This is a genomic window from Streptomyces flaveus, assembly GCF_014647675.1.
GTDB classification, from domain to species: Bacteria; Actinomycetota; Actinomycetes; order Streptomycetales; family Streptomycetaceae; genus Streptomyces; species Streptomyces flaveus.
On sequence record NZ_BMPQ01000057.1, the window covers coordinates 11,587 to 30,080 of the forward strand.

General features: G+C 67.7%; 19 protein-coding genes and 3 pseudogenes. 9 read left to right on the forward strand and 13 right to left on the reverse strand.

The window, feature by feature from the left end:
* Positions 1–64: 64 nt before the first annotated feature.
* Positions 65–1,000, reverse strand: coding sequence for a helix-turn-helix domain-containing protein (locus IEZ21_RS45445; RefSeq protein WP_189327671.1), 936 nt, complete (start codon positions 998–1,000; stop codon positions 65–67).
* Between the two features lie 128 nt (positions 1,001–1,128).
* Here IEZ21_RS45445 and IEZ21_RS45450 point away from each other — a divergent pair, with 128 nt between their 5' ends.
* The 3 genes and pseudogenes from IEZ21_RS45450 (at position 1,129) to IEZ21_RS45460 (ending at position 4,240) form a co-directional block, all read left to right on the forward strand.
* Positions 1,129–2,172: a saccharopine dehydrogenase family protein gene (locus IEZ21_RS45450; RefSeq protein ID WP_189327672.1), complete on the forward strand. Its 1,044-nt coding sequence runs from the start codon at positions 1,129–1,131 to the stop codon at positions 2,170–2,172.
* A gap of 254 nt (positions 2,173–2,426) precedes the next feature.
* Positions 2,427–4,006 (forward strand): annotated as a pseudogene (locus IEZ21_RS49200) (ISL3 family transposase).
* A 69-nt stretch (positions 4,007–4,075) separates the two neighbouring features.
* Positions 4,076–4,240, forward strand: a complete 165-nt coding sequence (locus tag IEZ21_RS45460) for a hypothetical protein (RefSeq protein ID WP_189327689.1) — start codon at positions 4,076–4,078, stop codon at positions 4,238–4,240.
* A 42-nt stretch (positions 4,241–4,282) separates the two neighbouring features.
* Here IEZ21_RS45460 and IEZ21_RS45465 read toward each other — a convergent pair.
* Both IEZ21_RS45465 and IEZ21_RS45470 read right to left on the reverse strand, forming a co-directional pair.
* A pseudogene (locus tag IEZ21_RS45465) lies at positions 4,283–5,819 on the reverse strand (ISL3 family transposase).
* Between the two features lie 389 nt (positions 5,820–6,208).
* Positions 6,209–6,904 carry a hypothetical protein gene (locus IEZ21_RS45470; RefSeq protein WP_189327673.1) on the reverse strand — a complete coding sequence of 232 codons (696 nt, stop codon included), beginning with the start codon at positions 6,902–6,904 and terminating at the stop codon, positions 6,209–6,211.
* Between the two features lie 458 nt (positions 6,905–7,362).
* Here IEZ21_RS45470 and IEZ21_RS45475 point away from each other — a divergent pair, with 458 nt between their 5' ends.
* On the forward strand, positions 7,363–7,893 hold the full coding sequence (locus tag IEZ21_RS45475; RefSeq protein WP_189327674.1) for a GNAT family N-acetyltransferase: 531 nt from the start codon (positions 7,363–7,365) through the stop codon (positions 7,891–7,893).
* A 43-nt stretch (positions 7,894–7,936) separates the two neighbouring features.
* On the opposite strand, the gene IEZ21_RS48305 is transcribed toward IEZ21_RS45475, so the two are convergent.
* The 4 genes from IEZ21_RS48305 to IEZ21_RS45485 form a co-directional block, all read right to left on the reverse strand.
* A complete protein-coding gene (locus IEZ21_RS48305) occupies positions 7,937–8,485 on the reverse strand; it encodes an IS630 family transposase (protein WP_246568921.1) in 549 nt (182 codons plus the stop codon).
* The gene (locus tag IEZ21_RS48310) at positions 8,482–9,036 is read right to left on the reverse strand and encodes a helix-turn-helix domain-containing protein (protein WP_246568922.1); all 555 of its coding nucleotides are present in this window, start codon (positions 9,034–9,036) and stop codon (positions 8,482–8,484) included. The genes IEZ21_RS48305 and IEZ21_RS48310 overlap by 4 nt, the downstream gene beginning before the upstream one ends.
* A gap of 58 nt (positions 9,037–9,094) precedes the next feature.
* Positions 9,095–9,250, reverse strand: coding sequence for an HNH endonuclease (locus IEZ21_RS49065; RefSeq protein WP_373302382.1), 156 nt, complete (start codon positions 9,248–9,250; stop codon positions 9,095–9,097).
* A gap of 229 nt (positions 9,251–9,479) precedes the next feature.
* A complete protein-coding gene (locus tag IEZ21_RS45485) occupies positions 9,480–10,097 on the reverse strand; it encodes a TetR/AcrR family transcriptional regulator (protein ID WP_189327675.1) in 618 nt (205 codons plus the stop codon).
* Between the two features lie 98 nt (positions 10,098–10,195).
* Between IEZ21_RS45485 and IEZ21_RS45490 the strand changes: the two genes are divergently transcribed.
* Entirely contained in the window at positions 10,196–11,377 is a 1,182-nt protein-coding gene (locus IEZ21_RS45490; protein WP_189327676.1) for a cytochrome P450, read from the forward strand.
* A 21-nt stretch (positions 11,378–11,398) separates the two neighbouring features.
* Here the strand turns inward: IEZ21_RS45490 and IEZ21_RS45495 are convergent, their stop codons facing one another.
* Genes IEZ21_RS45495 through IEZ21_RS45510 form a run of 4 tightly spaced genes read right to left on the reverse strand, consistent with a single transcriptional unit; the run spans position 11,399 to position 13,645 of the window.
* Complete coding sequence (locus tag IEZ21_RS45495) at positions 11,399–12,082, reverse strand: N-acyl homoserine lactonase family protein (protein WP_189327677.1); 684 nt, start codon at positions 12,080–12,082, stop codon at positions 11,399–11,401.
* Complete coding sequence (locus IEZ21_RS45500) at positions 12,079–12,522, reverse strand: DUF6069 family protein (RefSeq protein WP_189327678.1); 444 nt, start codon at positions 12,520–12,522, stop codon at positions 12,079–12,081. Before IEZ21_RS45500 ends, IEZ21_RS45495 begins: the two co-directional genes overlap by 4 nt.
* Positions 12,519–13,073, reverse strand: a complete 555-nt coding sequence (locus IEZ21_RS45505) for an SRPBCC family protein (RefSeq protein ID WP_189327679.1) — start codon at positions 13,071–13,073, stop codon at positions 12,519–12,521. The genes IEZ21_RS45500 and IEZ21_RS45505 overlap by 4 nt, the downstream gene beginning before the upstream one ends.
* A complete protein-coding gene (locus tag IEZ21_RS45510) occupies positions 13,070–13,645 on the reverse strand; it encodes a winged helix-turn-helix domain-containing protein (protein ID WP_189327680.1) in 576 nt (191 codons plus the stop codon). Before IEZ21_RS45510 ends, IEZ21_RS45505 begins: the two co-directional genes overlap by 4 nt.
* Positions 13,646–13,761: 116 nt before the next feature.
* Here IEZ21_RS45510 and IEZ21_RS45515 point away from each other — a divergent pair, with 116 nt between their 5' ends.
* The 3 genes from IEZ21_RS45515 (at position 13,762) to IEZ21_RS45525 (ending at position 15,546) form a co-directional block, all read left to right on the forward strand.
* Positions 13,762–14,160 (forward strand): transposase, encoded by a 399-nt coding sequence (locus IEZ21_RS45515; RefSeq protein ID WP_189327681.1) that lies wholly within the window; start codon positions 13,762–13,764, stop codon positions 14,158–14,160.
* A complete protein-coding gene (locus tag IEZ21_RS45520) occupies positions 14,157–14,537 on the forward strand; it encodes an IS3 family transposase (RefSeq protein WP_189327682.1) in 381 nt (126 codons plus the stop codon). Before IEZ21_RS45515 ends, IEZ21_RS45520 begins: the two co-directional genes overlap by 4 nt.
* A 229-nt stretch (positions 14,538–14,766) precedes the next feature.
* Positions 14,767–15,546, forward strand: a complete 780-nt coding sequence (locus IEZ21_RS45525) for a class I SAM-dependent methyltransferase (protein ID WP_246568923.1) — start codon at positions 14,767–14,769, stop codon at positions 15,544–15,546.
* Here IEZ21_RS45525 and istB read toward each other — a convergent pair.
* Positions 15,543–16,334 (reverse strand): IS21-like element helper ATPase IstB, encoded by a 792-nt coding sequence (gene istB, locus IEZ21_RS45530; RefSeq protein ID WP_189327684.1) that lies wholly within the window; start codon positions 16,332–16,334, stop codon positions 15,543–15,545. The two genes, IEZ21_RS45525 and istB, sit on opposite strands and share 4 nt — an antisense overlap.
* Positions 16,331–17,992, reverse strand: coding sequence for an IS21 family transposase (istA, locus tag IEZ21_RS45535; RefSeq protein WP_189327688.1), 1,662 nt, complete (start codon positions 17,990–17,992; stop codon positions 16,331–16,333). Before istA ends, istB begins: the two co-directional genes overlap by 4 nt.
* Positions 17,993–18,126: 134 nt before the next feature.
* Between istA and IEZ21_RS45540 the strand changes: the two are divergent.
* A pseudogene (locus IEZ21_RS45540) lies at positions 18,127–18,444 on the forward strand (DDE-type integrase/transposase/recombinase); the annotation flags it as partial.
* Positions 18,445–18,494: the final 50 nt, after the last annotated feature.

Consider the following 18,494-nt stretch of genomic DNA (forward strand, 5'->3'; position numbering starts at 1 on the left):
GGAGGCTGCCGATCCGCAGCCGCTCGCGGGATTGGCCGCCGGGGCCTTGGAACTACTCCTTTAGTTAGGGACGGAAGGTGCGGCGGTAGGTGTCGGGTGGGACGCCGACGCTGCGGTGGAAGTGGCGGCGCAGGGTGGTGGCGGTGCCCATGCCGGTGGCCGCGGCGATGGTGTCCACGGTGGCGTCGGTGGTCTCCAGCAGTTCCTGGGCGTGGCGAATGCGCTGGGTGTGGAGCCATTGCAGTGGCGTGGTGCCGGTGAGGTGCTTGAAGTGGCGGCCGAGGTGGCGTGAGCTCATGCGGGCCTGGCGGGCCAGGTCCTCCACGGTCAGCGGCTGGTCCAGTCGCTCCAGCGCCCAGGGGAAGAGCTCGCCCAGGGGGTGGTTGCCTGGGGCGGGGAGGGGGGTGGGGATGAACTGGGCCTGGCCGCCGTCGCGGTGGGGTGGGATGACCAGGCGTCGGGCGATCTTGTTGGCGTTGGCCGAGCCGTGGTCGAGGCGGACCAGGTGCAGGCACAGATCCATGGCGGCGGCCTTGCCCGCCGAGGTGAGGACGTCGCCGTTGTCGACGTAGAGGACGTCTGGATCGACGGTGGCCGCCGGGTGGCGCCGGGCCAGTTCCCACGTGTGAGCCCAGTGTGTGGTGGCGCGCCTGCCGTCGAGCAGTCCTGCCGCGCCCAGGACGAAGGCGCCCGTGCACAGTGAGGCCACGCGGGCACCGGCCGCGTGGGCCGCACGCACCGCCTCGACCAGCTCGGCGGGCGGGTCGCGGTCGGTGTCGGCCCAGCCTGGGACGATCACTGTGTCCGCGTGTGCGAGGTGGTCGAGTCCGTGGTCGGGTTCCAGGCGGAAGCGGCCGACGTGCACGGGACCGCTCCCGCAGAGGGAGAAGTCGTACCAGGGGTCCACGATGTGGGTCAGGTCGGCTCCGAAGACCTCGACTGCCACGGACAGTTCGTAGTGGAGCATGCCGTCGGTGACGGCCAGTGCAACAGCGGGCATGTCCGAAACTGTACGTGGCATGTCGTTTCCGACGCTCGCGCGGGGTGCTGCCGGAGGGACAGGATGTGGGGGTCAGGCCGCAGCGGATGGACCTCGCAGCGGGCGTTCGAGTACACGGGAGCAGTCTCATGGGGTCAGGTCAACTGGTAGCGGTGTTCGGCGCATATGGTCACACCGGGCGGTTCGTGGTCGCGGAGCTGGCCGCGCGTGGGTTCGTCCCGGTGCTGTCCGGGCGCAATGCGCAGACCTTGGAGGAGCTGGCCAACGAGCACGGGCTGGAGGCCCGGGTGGCGTCGGTCGACGACCCGGCCTCGCTGGACTGGGCCCTGGCGGGAACGGCGGCGGTCATCAACTGCGCCGGCCCCTTCGCATCGACCATCGGCCCGGTGATCGAGGCCGCGCTCCGCGCGAAGATCCCCTACCTGGACGTGGCCGCCGAGCTTGAGGCCAACCTCGACACCTTCGCCCAGTACCGCGAGCGGGCCCGGGACGCGGGAGCGGTGATCGTCCCGGCCATGGCCTTCTTCGGCGGCCTCGGCGACCTACTGGCCACCGCGGCGATGGGCGACTGGACCGAGGCCGACGAGGCGCACATCGCCTATGCGCTCAGCAACTGGCACCCCACCGCCGGTACCCGGCTCTCGGGCGCGGTCTCCCGCGAGCGACGGGGCGACCACCGCCTGCGCTACAGCGGCGGACAGTGGGAGCACCGCACCGACGCCGCGCCCACCCTGGAGTGGACCTTTCCGGAACCGATGGGACCCCGGCCGGTGATCGGGGAGTTTACGATGGCGGATGTCGTCACCGTCCCCCAGCACCTCTCCATCCCCGACGTGACCACGTACATGACCGCCGAGGCGGCCCGAGACGTCGCCGCTCCCCACACGCCGGCCCCGACCGCCACCGACGAGAGCGGGCGCTCGAACCAGACTTTCCTCGTTGACGTCGTCGTCCGCTCCGGCGGAGCCGAACGCCGGGCCACAGCCAGCGGCCAGGACATCTACGCCGTCACTGCGCCCCTCGTCACCGAGGCCCTCGAGCGCGTCCTGACCGGCCGCACCAAGACCGTCGGCGTGGTCTCCGCCGGCGAGATCTTCGACGCCCCCGACTTCCTGCACGCGCTCGACCCGCACATCACACTCGACCTGCAACCGCAGAAGCAGAACGCCTGACCCGAACCATCCGCCCGGCCGTCGGGCGCGCGCCCTCAGCGAGCCGTGACGAGATGGGCGTCGGCGTCCTCGTTCGATTCCCTCACCTTCACGGGTGCTGCCCGAAGTCCTGAACAAGCGCTGCCCAAACTCGGGCTCTGGCTCAGCTTGTGTGGTGCGGTCACTCCCCGTGACAGCAGACCACAGTGGATTCGATCGTGAAGTTGCTCGAAAAGAGCGGGACTTGTTGTCTGTCCGGGTGAAAGTGCCGGGCCGTGAACGAGGTACCACCCTGCTTGCCGAAGATGTTGTTCGCGTCGCTCGCCGACGTTGTCGTGACGTCGGTCGACGCCGGTGAGGACGAGATACGCGTCGGGGTCCGCAGCGCGGCCGAAGGTGCCGCATGCCCCGGCTGTGGTTTCTGGTCGCGCCGTGTGCACGGTTCTTACCTGCGGTTTCCGGGTGATCTACCGGTCGTTGGCAGGCCCGTGGTGCTGTCCTTGCGGGTACGGCGGTTTGTCTGCGCGGCTCCGGGATGCCGTCGTAGGACGTTCGTGGAACAGGTGGAGGGACTGACGCGTCGGCATGGCCGCTGGACCGAGCGGCTGCGGTCGGCACTCTGCTCCCTGGGCCTGGCGCTCGCCGGGCGAGCGGGCGGGCGGCTCGCGGAACTGCTCGGTATCCCGGTCAGCCGCAGCACCGTGTTGGGGATGGTCCACGCGCTGCCCGCGCCGACCCCGCCGCCTCCGACGGCGGTTGGCGTCGATGAGTACGCGATGCGCAAGGGGCGGGTCTACGGCACAGTGCTGGTGGACGTGGAGACCCGGCGGCCGGTGGAGCTGCTGCCCGAGCGGGAGCCGGAGACGCTCGCCGCCTGGCTTGCCCGGCACCCACAGATCAAGGTCATCTGCCGTGACCGGGCCCCGTTTTACGCCGAGGGCGCCACCCTCGGCGCCCCACAGGCTCTCCAGGTCGCCGACCGCTGGCACCTGTGGCACAACCTCGGCCAAGCCGTCGAACGCTGCGTCTCCCAGCACCGCACCTGCTGGCGAGCGGCTCCATCAGCAGCGGAACCATCCCAGGAGCCGGCGGCCGAGGAGACGCCCACCTCGCCCTGGCCCACCGGCCACCGCTTCGCCGACCGCATCCGTGCCCGCCACGCGCAGGTTCACGCATTCTGGAAGCCGGACACAGCCGCCGCTCGATCCAACGTCAGCTCCGCATGACCTACCGCACCGTCAAACAACTCGCCGACGCACGCGCGCCTGAAGAGCTCTTCCGCGGCCAGTGGCAGAACCGGGCGACCAAACTCGATACGTTCAAGCCGTACCTCCACCAGCGGTGGGACGAAGGCTGCACCAACGCCTGGAAGCTGTGGGAGGAGATCAGCGAGCACGGTTATCGAGGCGGCTACGGCGCCGTCCGCGACTACCTTGGCCCTCTGCGGACGACACCACGCCCGCCAGACGTCCGGCCGCCCTCGGTCACGACGGTCTCCGGCTGGCTGCTCACCCGACCCGATGCCCTTCGGGAGGACGACCGGCTCCGGCTGAAGGCCGCGCTCGCCAACTGCCCCGAGCTGGAAGCCCTCGCCGGGCACATCCCCTCCTTCGCTCGCATGCTCACCCAGCGCGAAGGCGAGCAGATCACGGCCGTCCGCGCCGACGATCTCCCCAGCCTGCACACCTTCACCAACGGCCTCGAACGCGACCTCGACGCGGTCACCGCCGGCCTTTCCACACCCTGGAAATCCGGCGTCGTCGAAGGCCCTGTCAACCGCATCAAGATGCTCAATCGCCAGATGTTCGGCCGCGCCGGATTCGAACTCCTCCGCAAGCGCGTCCCCCTGGCCTGACGCTCAGTGACCGCACCACACAAGTTGAGCCAGAGCCAGGACTCACCGATAAAGCCAGTAGAAGACCCGTTGGGCGCGCTGGTCGTCGACGACCGGGCCTTCGAGGGCCTCTGGCCGGGCCAGGTCCCTGCGCTGGTCTCGCCCAAGGAGCGCACCATCCTGGTCGCGCTCGCCGACCGAGCTCGGCCGACCGCTGATGTACGACACCCTGGGGCAGTCCGCCGGGGTCTGTAAAGCGAGCGGCTCTGTTCCGTAGTCGGTGGTGACGGTGCGTTCTCATTGCAGGAGGATGCGGTGACGGAGGAGGTCGAATCCTGCTCGGCCGTGCATCTGCCGCATGATCTTCTTGGTTCGGGTATTGACGCCCTCGGTCCGGCCGTTGTGGTGGGGCAGGGTGAGGCCGGCGTTCACGGCGGCGCGGTCGAGTTCGAGGCCGTTGCAGAAGCTGTGCAGGTGGGGCAGGCCAGCGGTGCGGACTGTGGCGATCCACCGGGTGAGCTTGTCGTCGTTGGCCTGGGCCGGGGTCAGGAACGCGGCGAACTCGCCGGTGAGGCGGGCGAGTTCGGTCATCTCCGGGCACGCCGCGGTGAGGAGGCGGAGCAGGTCGGTGTCCTTGGTCCACAGGTGCTCGGGGTGGGTGAGCAGGAGCCGGGCGACGCGGCGGGGGGGTTGTCACGGGGCGGTCGCCTTCGGCGCGGCCCTGATTGAGGTAGCGGACCAGCAGGTTGGCACTGCCGGTATAGCCCAGTTCCCTGATCTCGTGCAGGAGGTGCGTGACGGGAACGGCCGGGTTGTCGGACCGGCGTCGGCGCAGGTGGTCGCGGTAGGGGTCGACAAGGGTGGGCCGGTAGCGGGGGGCGATGCGATCCGCGGGCGGTTCAGGGATGCGGGCGTAGCGTTTGACGGTATTCAGGGCGAGGTTCAGTCTGCGGGAGCAGTCGAGCAGGCCGACGCCGGAGGCGAGGAGGGTGTGGACTTTGTGCCGGCGCTCGCGGGTGGTCTGCTCGCGGACGCCGCCGGGCCGGGGCGGGTTGACGGTGGCCCAGCAGGGGGCGTGGGCGCGGACCTCGGCCAGAACTTTGTCGCACAGGTTCCGCCACAGATGCCAGCGGTCGCTGACCTGCACCGCGTCGGGCAGGGCCCGGCGGATCGCCTCGGCGTAGGTGGCCGAGCCGTCCCGGCACACGACTTCGATCCCTTTCTGCCCGCGCAGCCACGCCTCCAATGTGGCGGCTTCGCGGTCGGGCAGGACATCGACGCGTTTCCCGGTCTCGGCATCGATGATGATCGTGGCGTAGCGGTGACGGCGGCGCAGGGCGAAGTCATCGACCCCGGTCACCCTGGGGATCCGCAGTGTCGGCGGGGGGATTCCCCGCAGCACCCGCAGGGCGGTGGCGAACGGTACGGGCACGGCCAGTAACCGGGTGGGCCGGGCAGCCGCCCGGCCGCATAACTCCTTGACCACGCCCGAGACCTGGCTGGTCAGACGCGTGGTGCGGCGCTGAAGTCGCTCGATCAGCCCAGGGACTTGCTCGCGGAAGGTCTGCCGCCGACAGCCCAGAACCGGGCAGAGCAGACGTCGTACCCGGACGTTGACCACGACCCGGCGGCCATCGACCGGCACATCCGCAACGGTCCGGACGTGGTATCCGTGCACCTTCCCCGTCCGGACCCCGCACATCGGGCAGGGAAAGGGAACATCCCGGGTCCGGGCCAAGACCCGGATCATCTCGCCGGCGTCCGCCACATCCTCGATGACCAGCGCCGAGAGCCCTGAAAACACCGTTGCCACAAGGGAGTTGACATCTCGCATACAACGTCAACGACACCCGTCACCAGCCGTCACCACCGACTACGGAACAGAGCCGAACGTTTTACAGTCCCGGGCCAGGGAGCTCTCTTCCCACCGGATCCGCGGCCTTGCGAGCAGTGGGCCACCGCAGAGCAGCGCTCGAATGCCGGTAGATCGGTGGCGGTCGGGGGCCGTGCCTGACTGCGTTCGGCACGGCCCCCGACCGCTGAGCGGTGCCAGAGCGCTGTGCACCGCTGGCGACCTTACTGAGCCGCCACCGGATCATGCTGCGGTATGACGGACACCCGGCAGCACGACGTGCCGGGGCAGGACGACGGCGCGTTCGGCCCCGGCTGATGCCTAGTACGAGGAACCGACGAAATGAGCTTCGCAAGGTGACGAAGTGCGCCTCACTTGAGGAGCACCAGATAGCCCGGCTGCACGCCGTCACTCGTGGTGATGGCTGGGCCGGAGGTGACCCAGATGCTGGTCGGCTGTTGTCCTGTCGGGATCTGGAAGACCCCGTGCGCCGGTCCCCGGCTGCCCGGGTTGCGCCCGAACGTCGGTCCCGTCTGTCCTTTATCGGCGTAGTACTGCGCGTAGTCCAAGGCGTAGTCGGCGTCCTCGCTCGACGAGGTGTATCGGGTGTCGCCGACGTTTAGGCTCACCGATCCGTCGGCGTTCCAGACCGCCTCGCTCTTGCCGACGTTGAGCGCGTCCATGGCCACGACGCAGAACTGTTTGCCGGCCTCGGGTGTGGGAGTGGGGGTGGGCGAGCCGACCGACTCGGCTGCATGGGCCATGACGGCGGGGTCCAGCGGCTTGCCGCAGGCCGCGCTGCGTACGGTGAACTGCCACCGGTCTGGATCGTCGGCGGGGTCGTTGCTGTACACGACCGTCACGGTGAACGGCTCGCCTGTCCGTACGGTGCCGAGCACCTCGGCCCCCGGCGGCGCTCCGGCCGTGGGGGCGCTTGGGGCAGTGGGGGTGGCTGGGGCTGTGGTTCCTTTCGTGGAAGCCTGGTCGGAGTTGTCGGAACAGGCGGCCATGACCACGAGCAATACAGCCGCAGCGACGGTGTGGGACACCTTGAGACGCGCGTCCATACCCTCATGCTCACGCCGCTGCCACCAGAGCGCACACCCACAGCTGAACGATCAGAGCCTGCCGCTCTTCGCTCCCGCCGGTTCCTAGTCCGGGAACCGGCGCGGACCACCCAGAACGACGACGCTGACGGGAAACCTCACACCCCACCACGGGAGCTCCACGTGGGGCGATCCGCGTCTCAGCAGGTGCACCGGTAGGCCGTGGGCGAGGTACCTGCGAGGCAGGCCCTTTTCCCACGACCCCCGGTCCGAACCGGACGTGCCCGTTTCCAGGCATCCGGCTCTCCAGTGACTACGCCGTGATCGCTATCGCTAGTGGCTCGTCTCGGATGGTTGACCGTGTAAATGGCTCGGCCTGCGGCGCTGGGCGATGTGCGGCATGGCGACGGGGAGGGCGATTCCCGCGCAGGTGAAAGTGGTTTGCCGACCTGGGTGCCGCGTGGGTAGCGTCGCCGTCTGTGACCCCAACTCTGCGCACCGAGCGGCTGCTGCTGGAGCCGTACATCCCTGAGGACGAAGAGGACTTCGTCGCTCTGTTCCAGGACACCAGGGTGTCGCAGTGGATGGGTGACGGCCCTGCTTCCGAAGCAGCAGACCGGGCCCTGTTCGGGCGGATCTTCACGAAGGTCTACGCCCAGGAACTGTTCGATGTCTGGGCTGTTCGTCGGGACGGACTCCTGGTCGGGCATGCCGAGATCAAGCCGACCGACGTCGTTGGAGGCCACGAGATCATCTACGCTCTGGCCCCGGCGGCATGGGGGTTTGGCCTGGGGACCGAGGTGGCAGAGGCGATCGTCGCTTATGGCTTCGACATCCTCGGGCTGACCAAGGTTTACGCCACCGTAGCTGCACCGAACAAGGCCTCACTGACCCTGCTGGACGGAATCGGTTTCGAGCATGTCCGGGACATCACAGAGGACGACGGCAGCACCACCCGCGTGTTGGCCCGTCATCTGGCTGCGAGCGACAAGTCTCCCCTCGCCCGGTAAAGGCGAGCAAGCCGCTGCCTGTGAAACCACCCGGCTAACCCGGTCAGGCAGCGCGGGTTGGGTACTGGGTCCAGGCTCGGATGGACGAGTCGGGGGCGAAGGTGGTCTTTGGTTCTGCGCGGGTGTTGCGCCAGCGGATGTAGGCGGCGATGGCGGAGTTCTGCTCGCCATGGGTGCGGTGGTCGGTGCCGTTGAGGGCGAAGGAGCGCAGTGCCGCGAACTTCGACTCGATCCAGTTCAGCCACGAGCCGTAGGTCGGCAGGAAGACCAGTTCGACGTCGTTGTCGGCGGCCCAGGTGCGGACCTCGGCGTGCTTGTGCGGGGAGAAGTTGTCCAGCACCACATACAGCTTCTCCCCGGGCCAGCGGGCGCGCAGGGTCTTGAGCAGGCCGAGGAACTCGCGCCACCGCTTGCGTCGGCGGATCCGGTAGTAGATCTTCCCGGTGGCCAGGTCGAGCGCGGCGAGCATGTGCATCACACCGCTGTACCGGTTGTAGGTGGCCCGCAGCCTGCGTGGCCTACCGGCCGGACGCCACGCTCTGCCCTTGCGCGGCATCAGGTTCAGCGGGCCGAACTCGTCGACGCAGATCACCCGTCCGTCGGCCGGCGGTGTGTCGTACAGCGCCAGGACGCGCGGTGCATCTTGGCTATGAAGTCCGGGTCGTTGGACGCCTTCCAGGTAGTCGTGGCCTGCCAGGAGACCTTGCCCTCCCGCAGGATGCGCCGCAGGGTTTCTCTGCTGATCCTGGGCATCACCTGCCGTTCGACCAGGTGAGTGGCGAGCTTGGCCAGGCTCCAGGTGGAGAAGGCGGCGATGTTCCAGTCCGCGGGGGACGTCCGGGCGATCAGACGGATGTGCTCACGCACTCGGTCACTGATCGTTTTCGGGCGTCCCCCGCTCCATTTTGGGTCCAGCGCGTCGAAACCCCGCTCGTTGAAGGCATGGATGACATCGCGCACGTAGTCCTCGCTGACCTGCATCAGCGAGGTGATGTCCTTGACCGCCTGACCCTGGGCGGACATCAGCACCACGATCGCCCGCCGCAGCCGGACCGGATCCTTCGCAGTCCGGCTGATCCGCTGCAGCCTACGGCCCTCGTCCATGCTGACCGGCCGGACGAACACACCTGGTCGACGCCCCACGACCACCTCCAAGATCAGGTCCTGAAGACAGTCTGCTGACCACCGGGCGGCAGGTCGATTACCCGGCCAACGATGCGAGCCGAGCCACTAGTTGCCGTCCGTGGATGGAGTCGTGGCATGCCTTGCAGACCACGAGGGTCTTGCGCCGCATCCGAGCCATAACTTGTGCCCATGCTGGCTGCGACCAGCCCGGTCTCGTGAGGTCCGCCTCGATGAGGTCCTGGTGGCTTTGTCGGTGGAACCTGACACCACTTGTCGCTCAGGGCCGAGAACGCCTTGTTTCGCCGGGGGGTGATGTCTGTGAGTTCTAGCAACGCTTGAGGGGTTGCGGTGGGAGCATGGACGTGCTCTGCGGGATGAGGCCGCGATGGCGCCACCGAAGTCCAAGGTCGACTTGTACGCGGCGATCCGTGCCACGACCGAGTGCGCGTGCGCTGAACACGCTAAGCCGGGCGGGGGAGCGAGTTGAGGCCGTCGATCGCGATGTCGGTGGCCCTTTGAACGGCTTTGTAGGTCTGCTCCGGCCGGTTGCCTCGCTTTTGGCATGCGGCGACGACGACCTTGATCGCCCCGACCAGCGAGCCCACCGCCGCGGCGGCCTCGACGAGGTCCAGCTCGGGGCAAGCGAGGTGGAGCGCTTCGGTCAGCTGTAGCTGGATGTCGAACAGCAGGTGCAGTTCGCGCGCCTGAAGTGCCGGGACCGACGCGATCAGCCGGGTCCGAGCTGGGCCGACCTTCCGTGCCAACTCCGAGTCCGTGTCCGCGAAAACACTCTGGTCGATGACGCGCCGCAGCAGGTCGGCCACCGGTTCGCCGGGCTGCCGTTCCCCGATGATCTCGACCGCGCGCTCCAGCCGCGACCTGTCGTCGAAGAAGACGATGTCGTCCTTGCTGTCGAAGTAGCTGAAGAAGGTGCGTGTCGCGATGTCTGCGGTGGCCGCGATCTCCGCCACGGTTGTCTGGTCGTAACCCTTCTCGGCGAACAATCGCAGGGCGCTTTCGATGAGCGCTTGCCTCGTGCGCATCTTCTTCCGCTGGCGCAGCCCGGGGTCGCTGGTCACGACAGCACCTTACCGCATACGATGTAATTTTGCATTCATTGACGTTTTGCATTGAGTGCTGTTTTATTGGGAGGTCCGTACCGACCGAGGAGCGGCCGATGGAGAGCACGTCCCCGGCAGTGGTCATGCCCACGGCCCGCCAGAACCCGTTCGATCCGCTAGAGGAGCTGGGCCGCCGGCAGGGGCTCGGCCCGATCCATCGGATGACCTACGTCGACGGTGGTCAGGGGTGGTTGGTGACCGGCTTCGCCGCAGCGCGGGCGATCCTGGCAGATCCCCGGTTCAGCGTCCGCCCGGACCACATGCGCTCACCGATCGCCCAGCCGGCAAGCGTGCCCGTGCCGCCGGGGTCCTTCCTCCGCATGGACCCGCCCGAGCACGACCACTATCGGCGGTTGCTCACCGGTGACTTCACGGTGCGCCGGATGAAGCTCCTCGAACCGGAGATCGAGGCAATCGTCAATGACCAGTTGAACGCGATGGAGCTCGCCGGGGGCCCGGCCGACCTGTTCAAGGCATTCGCGCTGCCGGTCCCGTCACAAGTGATCGGCGAACTGCTCGGGGTGCCCTACTCCGACAGGCAGGACTTCCAGCGGAACGCCGCCACGCTCTTGAACGTCGACCTCACACCGGAATGCCGGCAGGAGGCGGTCAGGGAGCTCATGGCATATCTACGGGACCTGCTGCGCCACAAGCGTTCCTGGCCAGAGGAAGATGTGCTCAGCGGGCTCGCTGCGCACGAGGGACTTACTGCGGACGAGAGGGCCGGACTGGCGCTCCTGCTCCTGATCGCCGGGCATGAGACGACGGCGAACATGCTTGCGCTGGGCACTTTCGCTCTGCTGGCCAACCCCGCACAGTTGGCCGAGGTCCGCGACAAGGAGGAAGACGCCCCTGCAGTGGTCGAGGAGCTGCTGCGTTATCTCACGATCATCCATCACGTGGTCCGCGTCGCGCTGGAGGACATCGAGCTCCACGGCTGCCTGATCAAGGCCGGCGAGTCCGTCACCGTCGCGCTTTCCGCGGCGAACCGGGATGCCGACCGTTTCGCCGACCCGGACGTACTTGACCTCACCCGCTCCACGGCCGGACACCTCGCGTTCGGTCACGGCCTCCACCGGTGCCTCGGGCAGCGACTGGCCCGCGCCGAAATGCGCATTGCCCTCCCCGCACTGCTTCGCCGCTTCCCGGCACTACGTCTCACTGTCGCGCCCGAGGAAGTGCCGCTGCGGTCGGCCATGACGGTCTACGGCGTGCGTGAACTTCCGGTCACCTGGTAGGCAGACCAAGGTCGAATCCCCTCAGGTGGTCGACCAACCTTGGCCATCTCGCGGTTCGGCCGGGCCCTGGTCTTCGGTGTGGCCGACGCCGGGTCGCCACGGCTCGTGCTCGTGCGCGAGCCAGACCTTCTCGGGATCGAGCGCGCGGATTCGCTGTTGTCCCTCGGTGCGCGGTTCGTCCAGCTCACCGAACCACACCGCTGCATCGCCACAGATGACGACTGGACGTCCGCCGGTCTCGACCACCACGACCTGTGTCCCCGGTGTGTGACCTGGCGCTGGGACGAGCCGGACGCCGGGAAGCAGGTCGAGTTCTCCGTCGACCGGCACGTACCGCAGTCCGGGAGCATTGACCCACTCGCGAATGGTGTAATCGTCCTCGCTGCGGGCGTCGTCGAGCTCCCGACGCTGGACGTAGATCGGCCTGTCGGCAAAGAGGTGGTTGCCGCCGCAATGGTCGGCGTGCAGGTGCGTGTTGACGACGATGTCGATGCCGGCGACGTCGAAGTCCTGCCTGCTCAGTGGATAGAGAAGGGGATCGAAGGCGGCCACCACCGCCGGGTGCAGCTCCGTCATGCCGGTGTCGACCAGAACCCGAGCATCGGGATGGTCGATGACGTGCACGTATACAGGCATCACCTCGCCCTCGACGAGCAGGTCGGCAACGAGGATCGGCGTGACGGTGATGGCGGCGGAGATGTTCATCGGTCTCGGGCTCCTCCGTTGGCAGCGACCGTAGTGAGCCCCCGGCTGAGAATCGGGATGATGATGGTCGCCGCCAAGAGGTGGGCCGCGACGAGAACCGATTTGGTGGCAGAGTCGTCCGGTAGTGCAATCGGCGGGATGAGCGACAACCCGGTAGCGACAACGGTCACTACGAGGAACCGTCGGCGCGCGCGAAGGAGTCGGGCCATCAGGACTCCCAGGGCGGCCCCGACGAGGGTCCACAACGCGAACGCAGCGATCGGGATGGCAGCGGCGTCGACCTCGAGACTGACGTCAGCGGCGCGGGCGATGGCAGCCATCGCCGTGGTGCAGACGGCCGCGAAGGCGCCCGCGAGCCCACCACGTCGGACAAGGAGAAGCGTGCTCGGTTGAGCAGCCTGCACGCTCGGTTCGTGGCCGGTCGTGTGTGAGCTGGTCATTGGGGTGCTCCTTGCTCGGCGTGTGCCGCGTCGAGATACCTGGCGAGGATGCCGAGGAACGGCTCCTTGTCCTCGGGGCCGAACGGGACTGTGCCCCATCCGGCCACCATTTCGGCGAAGAACTCGTTCTCCCAGTCCGCTCCGCTCCCGTATGCACTCGAAACGACGCGGAGCACGCAACTGCCGCCGGACGCTGCTTCGATCAGGAACTCAGTAGCGATCGGGGTCACCGCCGACAGGTCATCGTCGGTGATCTCGTGGTCAGCGGCGTCGGCCACCCACTCACGCATCTCCTCGGTCATCGGCCACGGTTCCTCGTACGCGAACCGACGACTCGGCGTGTAGTCGGTGACGACACCCGTCGACCGGAACCCACCGTGATCGAACGACGCCTCACCACCGATCCGCGGGTCCAGTCGGGTCGGCACCATCCAGGCCGAGATCCCATCGGCAGTCGCAATCGCCTCCCACACCTGCTCCGGGGTAGCGGACACCTCAAGGGTGAACTCCGCCCGGTGCTCGACGCGGTCAGGTCGGTCGGAATCGGTCACGAGGGCTCCTCAGGTCGGGGATAGGACGAAACGGTCAGACGATGGGGGCGCCCGTCGTCGTGGTGGTATCTGGCGACCAGCGCCGCGATCGCCGACTGAAGCTCGGAAGCGAAGGCGGCACGATCTTCAGGCGACCGGAACCCGATCACCGTGTCGACAGTCAGGGTCGGCATTCGCGTTCCCGCCGCGACACCGCTCGCGATCGACCCGACCTCGGACACGGTCCGAGCGTTCACCGCTACCAGATAGGCAGCCGAGAGACGATCGGCGACCTCATTCGGATCGGGGACTCTGCCCTCAAGCACGTCGGGGGCGACGACGAAGTGTCGTGCCGAGCGCCGCACGTAACGCTCCGTAATACCACCCCAAGCGCGTTCGCCAGCCGGCTCGACCAGTCCATGCGCCTCCAGCGCCTTCAGGTGATAGTTCACCTTCTGACGAGTCAGGCCGACCGTCGCCGCGACCGATGCCGCTGACCCCGGTTCAGCCAGAGCATCGAGGATCGAGGCCCGGATCGGATCGAGCGCTACTTCGACGACGACGGCGTCACTGAGTACTCGAATGTCGTCCACGGGCTCGAAGGTAGCCCTTGACAAAAAATATTGTCAAGGACCTTGCGCAGTCGATGGCCGCCCTGTTGAGGACTGCCGGGACCGACCGTGGTGATGGTGGGGCCTCCCCCTGAGTGGTGGACACGCTGATACTGGATCTGCTTGATCCGGAGGAAGCGAGAACACCGCCGATGGCGATGAAGGACTACTCGGACGAGTTCAAGGCCGATGCCGTGGCCCTGTACGAGTCCACACCCGGGGCGACCTACAAGAGCATCGCCGCTGACCTGGGCATCAACCGGGCGACCCTGCGCGAGTGGGTGCTGCGGGACCGCGAACGCCGTGGCCTCACCGCCGCGGCTGCGAAGCCGGCCGCCCAATCTCGGGAGGCGGTACCGTCCGCTGATGCGGACGAGCGGGTGCGGCAGCTGGAGGCCCGGGTTGCCGAGCTCGAGGCGAGTGAGCGCAAGCTCGCCACCGAGCGGGACATCCTCCGCAAGGCGGCCAAGTATTTCGCCGGAGAGACGAACTGGTGAGGAGCCGCTTCCAGTTCGTTGACGACCACCGGGACACCTACGAGGTGAAGCGGCTCTGCCACGTCCTGGACGTGAACCGGTCCAGCTACTACAAGTGGCTCGCCGGCGCCGAGGCGAGGGCCGCCCGGCAGCACAAGGACCGGGTCCTGGCCGAGGAGATCCGTCAGGTCCACGGCGAGTCCGGCGGCGCCTACGGCTCCCCGCGAGTGACGGCCGAGCTCCGCGAGAAAGGCCGGCGGATCAACGAGAAGCGGGTCGCCCGGCTCATGCGGACGTTCTCCATCACCGGAATCCGCCTGCGCAGACGCGTGCGCACCACCGTCCCGGACCCGGCATCCTCACCGGTCCCGGACCTGTTCCAGCGGGTGGCTGCATAGCTCTCGACGAGTGTCGTTTGTCGATGAGTTCGGATGTCAGCCGAGGACCTGTAAGCCTCTAAATGTCGGCGAGTTTCGATGTCACTCGGGTGCGTAAGGAGAGCATCTGCACCAGGTCGTCGGGGGATCTGTCCCAGGTTCAGCGGAAAGCGATCATCCGGTGCGAGCGGTTCCCGGTGGGGCGGATGCCCGGCAGGGTGGGGGTATGACGGTGGGATTCAGTGGCGCTGTGGCCGAGTACTACGCGAAGTTCCGGCGTGGGTACCCTTCCCAGGTTTTTGATGCCTTGGAAGAAGCCTTCGAGTTGTCGGAAGCCGATGTCGTGCTCGACGTGGGGTGTGGCACTGGCCAGCTTGCCCTTCCCTTCGCTTCCCGGGTTCGTTCCGTGGTGGGAATGGACCCCGAGCCGGACATGCTGCGGCTGGCCCGGGACGCGGCCGATGACCAGGGGATCCGGAACGCGACCTGGATGCTCGGTGCCGACACCGATGTTCCGGCGCTGAGGGCGCTGATGGGAGAGCGGTCGCTGGCGCTGACGGTCATCGGACAGGCGCTTCACTGGATGCAGCACGAAGAACTCTTCCGCGCCGTGTCGCCGCTGCTCCGCGTAGGCGGAGGCATCGCGGTGATTTCGAACGGAACGCCGCTGTGGCTGCAGGACAGCGCATGGTCCCGTGCCCTGCGCGGGTGTCTGGAAGGGTGGTTGGGAACCACGCTGGAAGCGTCCTGCGGCACCAGCAGCCGCGACAGGCTGAGGTATGCGCAGGCGATGGAGTCCGCGGGCTTCGTCGATGTGCGGGAGATCGTAGTCGAATACAGCGGTGAACTGACCTTCGATCAACTGTTCGGTGGCGTCTGCTCAGCAATTCCCGCCGACCAGTTGCCCGGACCGGACGAACGCGCTGTCTTCGCCGAACGTATCCGGCAGGCACTCCCCGCGGACGAGCGGTTCACCGAGCACGTGAGGGTGTCCACGCTGGTGGGAAGTGTCGGGGTCGTCGATGCTTAGCCGGCTGTTGCACCGGCCCGTGCCCGGGTCTGTGCGAGGCGGTAGGAGTCCGTGCCGGTCTCGATGATGGCCGCGTCGAAGGTGAGCCGGTCGACGATGGCCGTGCAGAGCCGCGGATCACTGAACGTCTTCGTCCAGCCGCCGAAGCTCTCGTTGGAGGCGATGGCGACGCTGTTCTTCTCCTCGCGTTCGGTCAGGACCTGGAACAGCAGCTCAGCACCCCTGCGATCAAGCTCCATATATCCTAATTCGTCAATACAGAGGAGATCGACGCGTCCGTAGCGGGCGATCGTCTTGGTCAGCAGCCGCTCGTCGGCCGCCTCGACGAGCTCGTTCACCAGCTTGGTGGCGAGGGTGTAGCGGACGCGGTAGCCCTTCATCGCGGCCTCCGTGCCCAGCGCGATCAGCAGGTGCGATTTCCCGGTGCCCGAGTCGCCGATCAGGCAGAGCGGCTGTCCCTTCCTGACCCACTCGCAGGTCGCGAGCGTGTTGATCGTGGCGGCGTCGACGTTGGGGTTCGCGTCGAAGTCGAACGCCCGCAGTGACTTCTCGCGCGGGAACGCGGCGGCCTTGATCCGCCGTTCCGAGCGGCGACGGGCCCGGTCGTCGCACTCGGCCAGCAGCAGTTCGGCGAGGAAGCCCTTGTAGGACATCTGATCGCGCTTCGCGGCCTCGGCGAGGTCGGGGAACTGGCCCCGGATGGTGGGCAGCCTCAGCATCCGGCATGCCTGGTCGATGGCGGTGTCGGCGGCTTGTTCGGTCAGGCCGTGATGGCGTTGGGCACTCACGTCGCTTCTCCCTCGGTGGCAGGGGCACCGCCTGGGCGGCGGTGTCGTAGCAGCTGGTCGTAGGGGGCCACCGAGGGCAGCGGCCGGGTGTCGGCCGGCAGATGAGACATCCGCCAGTCGGACAGGAAGGTGACCGTCGCCCGCTGCCGCCCAGGCGGCGCGGGCAAAGCAGCATGGGCGGGAGCGGAGGCTGCCAGTTCGTCGGCTTCAGCGGCCTTTCGGGCCTCCAGGGCGACCGCATCCGCGGTCAACGCGCCGGCCCGCAGAGCCGTGGCCAGTCCGGCGACGATGTGTTCGTGGCTCATGTGCCGGCCCAGCAGCAGGACCTCGATCAGGGCTTTGGTTCCGTCCTTGTCGCCGTGGGCCGCCCGGGCGGCCGTCCACCAGTCGTCGTGGACCGGGGTGAACTTGCCTGCGGACTTGGCCTGTTCGAGGGCGGTGGCGCCGGGGAAGGCGCCGGGCTTGCGGATCAGCGCCTCCAGGTAGTGGTCCAGCTCCAGGCGTGAGCCGGCTTTCGTGCTCAGCCGCTCGTGGCGGGCGACCTCTGTGCCCTGGTCGTAGACGATGAGGTGGTTGGCGTGCAGCATCACCCTCACCGTCCGGCCGATCAGCCGGACCGGAACCGAGTAGCGGTTGGTCTGGACGGCGATCTGGCTGTAGCGGTCCACTCGCGGCGTGAAGAGCCGCCCGGTTTCGAACAGCTCGGTCGGTAACGGCTTGAGCAACGGCGCCTCGACGGCGAAGTACTCGCCCACCGTCCTCGCCCGCGAGCGGATTCTTCGGCCTTCGTCCTGAAGGTCCCACCGGTCGACCATTTCGTTGAGCTCGGCCAGCGAGGCGACCTCGGGAACGGGGACGAAGTGGTTGCGCCGGAAGTACCCGATCTGCCCCTCGACGCCGCCCTTCTCGTGGGCGCCTTCGAGTCCTGGCCTGCAGTAGAAGCTCTCGATGCCCCAGTGCGTGCGAAACGCGGTCCACCGCTCGCTCTCCTGGCGGTGCCGGGCGAACCCGAGAACCTTGGCGACCGCGGCCTTCAGGTTGTCGTAACGGACCTTGCCGCGAGGGGCACCGCCCAGCACGGACAGCGCGTGAACGTGGCCTTCGAAGAACGCCTCCTGGCCGCAGGACGCGAAGACCCGGTGGACCGCCTTGCCCGAGTACGACAGCCGGAAGGAGAACAGATAGCAGCGGGTCGCCACGCCGACGAGCACGATGTGCACGTCTCCGAAGTCCACTTCTGCCTCGGTGCCCGGCAGATGGGTCTGCGGCACGAACACCTCCGAGGGTCCCCGCCCCGCTTCCTGGCGGATCTCCCCACGACGCGTGGCGATGTAGCCGCGGACCATCTGATACGAGATTCCCGTCGCGGCGTACTCGTCCAGCAGCCGGTCGAAGACCCGCTTGGAGGTGTGCCGCTGCTTCGGCGGCGCGTCCAGATCTCTGCGGAGCATCTCGTCGATCAGCGGCTTGTAGGGATCCAGCCTGGTCGGACGCGGGGGCAGTTTCTTGCGGGGCTCGGGCCAGACCAGGTCCAGTGCTTTGCGGACCGTCTGCCAGGTGACCCCGTACTTGCGCTGCAGAGCACGCATCGACATCCCGGCGCGGTGGTCCCGGCGGATCGCCGCGTACAGCTCGGCCTTGGATTTCGACAGGCGCATCGGTGCCCCCAGAGGGAGAAGCGCAGCCATCGTCCCACCACAAGGCCCTAACTGCCCCTAAAACGCAGCGACATCACTTTTGCCGGAACAGCGGTGACATCCGCGCTCAACAACAAACGACACTGCGACTCACCGACAGAGCCAAGCGGGACTTCACCGCCATCGAGCCGGGGCGCAAGTACATGGGCGACATCACGTATCTCCCGCTCGCAGGCGGGGAGTTCCTCTATCTCGCGACGGTGCTGGACTGCTTCAGCCGCAAGGTCGTCGGCTGGTCCATCGCCGACCACATGCGCACCGGCCTGGTCGCCGACGCACTGCGGATGGCAGCCTCGACCCGCGGCCGCCTGGACGGCGCCGTGTTCCACTCCGACCACGGGGCCCAATACGTCTCCCGGGCCTTCGCCGGCCTCTGCGACCAGCTCGGGGTCACCCGGTCGATGGGCGAGGTCTGAGGTGACCCCCGGAGTGTGGACACAGGGGTTCATGCGGCGAGTGAGAG

What these genes read in the sequence shown, in the direction of transcription:
- IEZ21_RS45445 (WP_189327671.1), bottom strand. Translation starts at nt 1,000, where the DNA reads ATGCCCGCTGTTGCACTGGCCGTCACCGACGGCATGCTCCACTACGAA.
- IEZ21_RS45450 (WP_189327672.1), top strand. Translation starts at nt 1,129, where the DNA reads ATGGGGTCAGGTCAACTGGTAGCGGTGTTCGGCGCATATGGTCACACC.
- IEZ21_RS45470 (WP_189327673.1), bottom strand. Translation starts at nt 6,904, where the DNA reads ATGGACGCGCGTCTCAAGGTGTCCCACACCGTCGCTGCGGCTGTATTG.
- IEZ21_RS45490 (WP_189327676.1), top strand. Translation starts at nt 10,196, where the DNA reads ATGGAGAGCACGTCCCCGGCAGTGGTCATGCCCACGGCCCGCCAGAAC.
- IEZ21_RS45495 (WP_189327677.1), bottom strand. Translation starts at nt 12,082, where the DNA reads ATGAACATCTCCGCCGCCATCACCGTCACGCCGATCCTCGTTGCCGAC.
- IEZ21_RS45500 (WP_189327678.1), bottom strand. Translation starts at nt 12,522, where the DNA reads ATGACCAGCTCACACACGACCGGCCACGAACCGAGCGTGCAGGCTGCT.
- istA (WP_189327688.1), bottom strand. Translation starts at nt 17,992, where the DNA reads ATGCGCCTGTCGAAATCCAAGGCCGAGCTGTACGCGGCGATCCGCCGG.